Here is a 6544-nt window from a genome sequence, read left to right as displayed (position 1 = left end):
CAAAACGCGTTTTTGCCGCACCACGTTACAATTCCTCTTTGTCAGGAATATAATACTGTATGTAATCCTCTGGTAAGAAGCGGAGATTTAGTTACAGAAGGTCAGATTATTGCAACTTCCGGAAAAGAAGACAAAATTAATGTTCATGCTTCAATTCCAGGTGTTGTAGAAGATATTGTTGAGTGTCAGTGTCCTAACGGAAAAACTGAAAAGGCTGTAAGAATTAGACTTCAGGGCTCTTTTGATTTTTTGGGAAAACAGATTCCATCCCGCCCTGTAGAAAGTTTAAGCGCCCAGGAAATTCAGACTCATATTTTTGAAAGCGGACTGATTAATACTTTTAATGTAAAAAAGCCTGTAAACCTAGGAAAACAGATTAAGGAATTTGCGGGTCAGACCCTTGTTGTAAGACTTTTTGATGATGATCCTTCCTGCATTACAGACAGACTGCTTGCAAAGTTTTATTTTGAAAGAATGATGAAAGCCTGCAGCTATATGTTAAAGGCTCTTGGAAGAAATAATATAGTTTTTGTTTACAATTCAAAGCTTACTCCTAAATCGCTTTTTGACCCTTTTATGACTGAAACTACAGATTTCCTGGAAGTAAACTCTAATGAATATCCGTCCGGACTTAAAGAAAAAATTATTGCAGGCTTTAATAAAAATACAAAAAGCGCAAAGGTCGGAAAAGGTAAAAATACAGATATTAAACTTACAAAAAAGATTTATTTATAGATTCTTCAACCCTCTACGAAGTTTATAAATGCGTTGCAAAAAAGATTCCTTCAATAAACAGACTGGTTCATGTTTCTGGAAACTGTCTTAAATCATCCTGTTTTTTGAATATAAAAATCGGAACGCCCTTAAAAGATATTATTTCTCAGATCGGCGGTTTGGCTAAAAATCCTAAGATGGTAATAATCAATGGAAGAATAAGAGGAACTACTGCAAGTTCCCTTGAGGTTCCTGTTACCCGCTATGTAAAATCTATTTCAATCGTTTCTTACAAAAAACAAGCTTGATTCAAAAATTTTTGACTGTATCAGCTGTGGAAACTGCCGTTCAATCTGTAAGCAGAATGTTTTCCCTGATGTGATTTATAATCACGTAATTAACTTTAATAATTACACTTATGAAGGCAACAATCTTGATGATTTCTTAAAGAATATGATTTCAAAATGCCTTGACTGCGGAAGCTGCAATATGATTTGTCCTTCAAGGCTGCCGCTTACTCAAATAATAAATATGCTGAGGGATGATTATAATGTTTAATTTTAAGAAAAAGAAAACTCTCTGATTAGTGAAGTAAATCCCTTTTTCTATCTTTGCGATTCAATGTCTGCAATGACTTATAAAATTCTGATTTTACTTTCCATTCAGTTTATTGCACTGCTGCTTACAAAAAGTTATGACTCAGTATTAATAATTACTGTAACCTTTGCGGGCGGACTTCTTGCTTCTTTATTGTATTATATTCTTACAAAAGAGGCTTTTTATAAGAATTACGAAATCATTATCCAGAGTATTTTAATAGGATTTTTTCTTCCTTCTTCTTTTCCTTTGCCTACTGCCTTTTTATGCTCCTTTGTAATTCTTTTTCTTTTTAAGATTTTTATACGCCACAGTAATAACTGGATGACTCCTTCGGCTCTGGCAATTGTTATTGCCTGGTTTATCGGGAAAAGTCATTTTCCACAGTTTTTGATTTCCCAGGATTTAATTATTACCAAAAATCCTGCAGTTTCTCTTATAACTCAGGGCACCTTCCCGGTTTTCAGTTTTGACAGTTCAATTACAAACTTTTTAAATAACTACATTCTCTTTCCTTTCCGCGTAACAATTCCGGAAGGTCTTATTTCTCTTTTGTGGGATACCAATTCTGTTATTCCGGCCTTCAGGTTTAATATCCTGAATATTATTGCAACTATTGTTTTATTCTGCGACAACAGCATGATGGAAATTATTCCGGTTATTTTTATGGCTTTTTATGCTCTTCTGGTCAGATTATTCGGACCTCTTGTTTACGGAGGCATTTTTAATACCGGTGATGTGATTTTAGCCCTTCTTTCAAGCGGTACTATTTTTGCCGCTGCTTTTATGCTTCAATTCCCGGGTACAATTCCTGTTACAATAAATGCAAAGATTATTTTTGGTCTGCTGGCGGGACTTTTTGCCTTTTTAATAAACGGGGCGGGAACTTCGCCAATTGGAACTGCATATACAATTTTGATTTGTAATCTCTTTAATCTTCTTTTGCGTTCAATTGAAGATATCAGAGTGGAAAAGAAATTAAAAACAAAAATATTTTCCGTTTTAAATTTATCTGAGGGAAATGAATGAGCGAAGAGAACTTTTATAAAGATTTTTTCATAAAATACGGTATTCTGACTGCTTTTTTTGCCGTTTTCTTTTTTCTTACTATTTATTCTGTAGTTATTTCAAGAAAATCATGGCAGACAAATCTTAGAACTCTTGTGGGAACTGTTCTTGAAGAACATGAACCTAATATCTGGAATCTTGAAAATTCTGTAAAAATCAATAATTCCTTTGCCATGAATGCTGCCTGTTATGAGGCAAGAAACCGCAAGACAGGAGAAATCTATAAGGCTGTAATTTTACGCGTTCAGACTTTTTACGGTCCTCTGCCAGCTGTTTTCCTTATTTCTTCTGATTATGATGTTGAATTTGTTGGTATTTCAAGTTTTCACGGACGTTTTAACGAACATATAAAGGTTTTTAATAACAGTCTTAGAATTGAATACTGGAAAAAGCGTATTGTTGATATTTTAAGGAGTACAAAAGGGTAGTCCTATGAAAAAGTATTCTAATTATCTCTATCTTTTATCTTTTCTCGCTATAGTAATTCCAACTCCAGGACGTTTTGTCTTTGGTTTTACAATCTGTATTGAACTTATATTGCTTACAGTTTTGGGTACACTTTTTAATTCCCTTACAGATCTGCTTAAAATAAAAGAAACAAAGACTTTCTTATTACTGATGTTTTTGATTACTATAACCATCGTTTTCAGACAGATTTTTGTTATTTTTCAGACGGAAGTTGCCCTTGTTATGAGCCTTCTTTTTTATATTCCGCCTTTTTCTCTCTTTTTAATTCACCTTCTTTCAAAAAATGAAGATTTGTCTTTAATACAGAGGTTAAAAACAAACTCAATACAGATTTTTACTTTCAGTTTTATTGCCCTTGTATTTTTCCTCTTGAGGGATATTTTTGTTTTGGAACCTTTACTTTCTACGGAAAAATCATTTGATTTATGAAAAATTAATTTTTTCACTTCAGCCAACTGGATTTTTTGCTTTTGTTGCTTCTATTCCAGGGGTATTTATGGTTTTTGCCTTAATTCTTGTTCTGCTTAAGTTTATTAAGCGAAAATTTGATTCTTATGAAAATCTGGAGGCGCAGGATGCTTTATCTTGAGACTTTCTTATATTATACATTTTTTGCCTCAGCCGTTCTTTTTTACGGAATTGGAATAAGCCGTGTAGGTGAGTTTGGAATCATTAAAATTCCAAATATATTCTTTTTCGTAAAAAATATTGCTTCAATTTATATTTGTGCAATTTTATCATGGATAATTACTTCAAAAATTCTTTTACCCTTAAGAATTACAGAAATTTTTCCTCTGATTGTTTTTTTAATTCTTGTTTCGGTTTCAACTTTTTTTGAATGTCTTGGACGTCTTACAACAAATAAGCTTTCAACGGAATTTATCATTTCCTACATAATTGTTTTTCTTTCAATTGCAGAAAGTTCTTCCTGGGTAAATACTCTTGTTATCTGTACTGGAATTATCTGTTCAATAGGAATTTTAAGTCCCTTTATCATTACCTTACGCCAGCGGCTTTGTAATAACGGTCAGAAAGTAAATCAGAAGTTTTACAGTATCTTTTTTATTTTCCTTGCCGTAGTGCTGCTTATTTTCTCTGTGTTTGATATCAGCTGGCTTAATCCGGGGGTTCTGAGATGATTTTAGCAATCTTTCTTTTGATTTTTATAGTTCTGGCACTTTCTCTTCTTATTTCCTTTATTTTTTATGTTCTGGAACCGTCTGTAACACAAAAGAGTAATATTTCAGGAAATCTTCTTGTTCAATTAAATGAAGCATCGAATTTTTATACGGAACAGAAACGTAAAATGCCTGTTTCTGCAAAAAAAGCCTTTGTCTTAAAGCAGAATAAAAAGGAAATATATAACCAGGCAATTGATTTTAACGGTCAGTACACTTGTGCAATGGTAAAGTCTATTTATTTTACTGATCCTGCCTATAATCTTGTTTGTATTGGACTTGGGGATTGTGCCAGAGTTTGTGAACAAAAGGCAATTGTTATTAAAGAGCATACTGCAATAGTTTCTCAGATTTGCTGCGGTTGTGGAAAATGTACACTTGTATGTCCTCAAAAGATTATAAAAATGATTCCATCAAAGGTTACTGATTTAAGTGCCGTTATTAAGCCAGAATCGGAAGTGGCAAAAGTAATTGATTTAAATCAAATTGATAAAAATGTTGAATGGAAACCAAAAAAATACTTTAAACTGTGGGCTTATTGTTATAAAATATATAAAATAGTAAAAAATAACTTTTAGTTCATAATGGGACAAATGCCTGTTGGGGAACTGGCATTTTTTAATTCTTTGAGCGGCAGGTTTATGTGGGAAATCAGGCCGGATAGGGTTTATGGCTACCACTTTTATAAGTTTTATTTACAGACCTGCTTCTTCGAGCCTTGATACTACTGAACTTTTAGAAAAAGAGTACCAGAAGATTTATAAGCCGCTCGCTAAGTTTCTCTTTGCTCATGCTGATTTTCATTTTACTTTTTATTTCCCGGGAAACAGAATTCAGTTTTACAAAAAAAAGAGACCGGAATTTCTTACCCTTTTAAAACAGCTGATAGAACGCAAGCAGATTGAAATTTTAGGTGGTGCCTATTATGATCCGCTTCTTCCTCTTTTATTTACAGCCGACAGAAACGGACAGTTAGACCTGCTTTCTGCAGAAATAAGACAGAGTCTTGGAAAGAGACCCCGAGGCTGTTCTTTGTTTGCAGACTGCTGGGATTCGTCAATGGTAAATAATCTTGTTACCTGCGGATTTGAATATGTATTTCTGGACAGTGCAAGTATTCCTGCTAAAAAACTTAATCTTCTTCCTCTGATAATGTCAAATCTTGGAAAATCAATTGATATTTTCCCGATTTATCACAATTTTATTGAAGAAACAGACAATTTTGCTGAAGATTTTATTCAAAAAGTTGAAAAGCTCACCGCAAAGTCAGAAAAAAAAGGACAGGTATTTCAGCAGTCACCAGACAGAATCCTTTGTATTGATCTAAAGAGGTCCTGTCTTGAAAATCTTTTGAATGAAGATAAGTTTACAGCCTTAGCACAAATTTTTAATGATTGCCCAAATATAAAGACAATTCGTCCTTTTACTTACAAAAAGAATTCAGGAGTAAAGGAAAGCGTTTATATTACAGAAGCAATTAATAAATTATATCTTCAACTTTCTGATAATGTAAATCCTGATGATATCAATACCTTCTATGACCTTCAGGAAGCCTTTGAAACTGTAAAAAAACTTTTCAGCCGTATTCTTTATGTAGGCATGCTTGTAAATCAGTACAAGAGTGATAAAATGCGGAAAAACTCTGCCCGCGACAAGCTCTGGCAGGGGCAGAATGGAAAAGGTCTTCTTACAACTTCTGCAATCCTTCGTCAGCAGTCCTACAAGCTTTTAATGGAGGCTGAAAAAATCCTTCGTGAAGACAATGCCTTTAAAGAAAGCCTTACCTGCTTTGATTATAACTGCGACGGTATGAACGAATATATCTGCCGAATGCAAAATTATTTTGCCTGCATTTCAAGCATGGGCGGCTCTATTCTGGAACTTGATATCCTTAAAAATACAGGAAATTATGCTGATAATATTTCCAACGGAAACTATAAGAGGGGACTTTTCGTAGATCATATTTTTACTGAAAGTCAGTTTGAAAATTATAAAGGTGGTATTCCTGCCGGAGACGGAATCTTTTCTCGCGTACAGTATAATCAGATAAAATTTTCTCAGAGTCATCACGAATTGCAGCTGGGAGCTAATGCGGTATTCGGTCCTGCAAAGCAAAAGCTTTATCTGAGGAAAAAGTTTTTGATTAATTCCACAGGAATGATAATTCAGTATATCCTGCGAAATGAAAGTGAAAAGCCTTTGAATGCAATTTTTGCCGTTGAATCAAATATTGCTCATACCAAATATAAGGCAGAAGATCTTACATATTATAATCTGGAAACTGCTACTGATGACCAGAAGTCTGTTATTGATACATCAAAAACTCTTCTTGAACAGAATAACAATCAGTATTTAAGTGATATTGATTCTATAAGACTTTCTGATACTGAAGGCTGCATTTCCTTTACTTTTGAACCTAATGAAAAATCTCATTACATTTACTATCCTCTGGTAACTGATTTTAATAATTCACCGGTTCATTTAAGCTTTGTTTCTACTATGTTCTGGAATGTTTCTGT

9 protein-coding genes and 1 pseudogene are annotated in these 6544 nt (G+C 33.6%); all 10 read left to right on the top strand.

What is annotated here, in order from left to right; genetic code table 11:
- Positions 1-735, top strand: a pseudogene (locus MSI_RS14190) (hypothetical protein); the annotation flags it as partial.
- A 104-nt stretch (positions 736-839) separates the two neighbouring features.
- Positions 840-1022, top strand: a complete 183-nt coding sequence (locus MSI_RS12750) for a hypothetical protein (protein ID WP_039924959.1) — start codon at positions 840-842, stop codon at positions 1020-1022.
- Positions 1023-1029: 7 nt separating this feature from the next.
- Positions 1030-1272, top strand: coding sequence for a 4Fe-4S dicluster domain-containing protein (locus MSI_RS12745; RefSeq protein WP_081481400.1), 243 nt, complete (start codon positions 1030-1032; stop codon positions 1270-1272).
- A 21-nt stretch (positions 1273-1293) separates the two neighbouring features.
- Positions 1294-2340 carry an RnfABCDGE type electron transport complex subunit D gene (locus MSI_RS12740; protein ID WP_369759199.1) on the top strand — a complete coding sequence of 349 codons (1047 nt, stop codon included), beginning with the start codon at positions 1294-1296 and terminating at the stop codon, positions 2338-2340.
- Positions 2337-2807, top strand: coding sequence for a hypothetical protein (locus MSI_RS12735; protein ID WP_009107766.1), 471 nt, complete (start codon positions 2337-2339; stop codon positions 2805-2807). Before MSI_RS12740 ends, MSI_RS12735 begins: the two co-directional genes overlap by 4 nt.
- A 4-nt stretch (positions 2808-2811) precedes the next feature.
- Positions 2812-3276, top strand: a complete 465-nt coding sequence (locus MSI_RS12730) for a hypothetical protein (protein WP_009107764.1) — start codon at positions 2812-2814, stop codon at positions 3274-3276.
- On the top strand, positions 3266-3436 hold the full coding sequence (locus MSI_RS14585; protein WP_155815635.1) for a hypothetical protein: 171 nt from the start codon (positions 3266-3268) through the stop codon (positions 3434-3436). The genes MSI_RS12730 and MSI_RS14585 overlap by 11 nt, the downstream gene beginning before the upstream one ends.
- Positions 3423-3986, top strand: coding sequence for a hypothetical protein (locus tag MSI_RS12725; RefSeq protein ID WP_009107762.1), 564 nt, complete (start codon positions 3423-3425; stop codon positions 3984-3986). Before MSI_RS14585 ends, MSI_RS12725 begins: the two co-directional genes overlap by 14 nt.
- Positions 3983-4603, top strand: a complete 621-nt coding sequence (locus MSI_RS12720; protein ID WP_009107759.1) for a hypothetical protein — start codon at positions 3983-3985, stop codon at positions 4601-4603. The genes MSI_RS12725 and MSI_RS12720 overlap by 4 nt, the downstream gene beginning before the upstream one ends.
- Before the next feature lie 91 nt (positions 4604-4694).
- A partial coding sequence (locus MSI_RS12715) for an alpha-amylase/4-alpha-glucanotransferase domain-containing protein (RefSeq protein ID WP_039924957.1) occupies positions 4695-6544 on the top strand: 1850 nt, incomplete at its 3' end.

Source organism: Treponema sp. JC4 (genome assembly GCF_000260795.1).
GTDB lineage: Bacteria > Spirochaetota > Spirochaetia > Treponematales > Treponemataceae > Treponema_D.
Note: the sequence above shows the minus strand (reverse complement) of the source record. Positions and strands in the feature narration are given on the sequence as shown.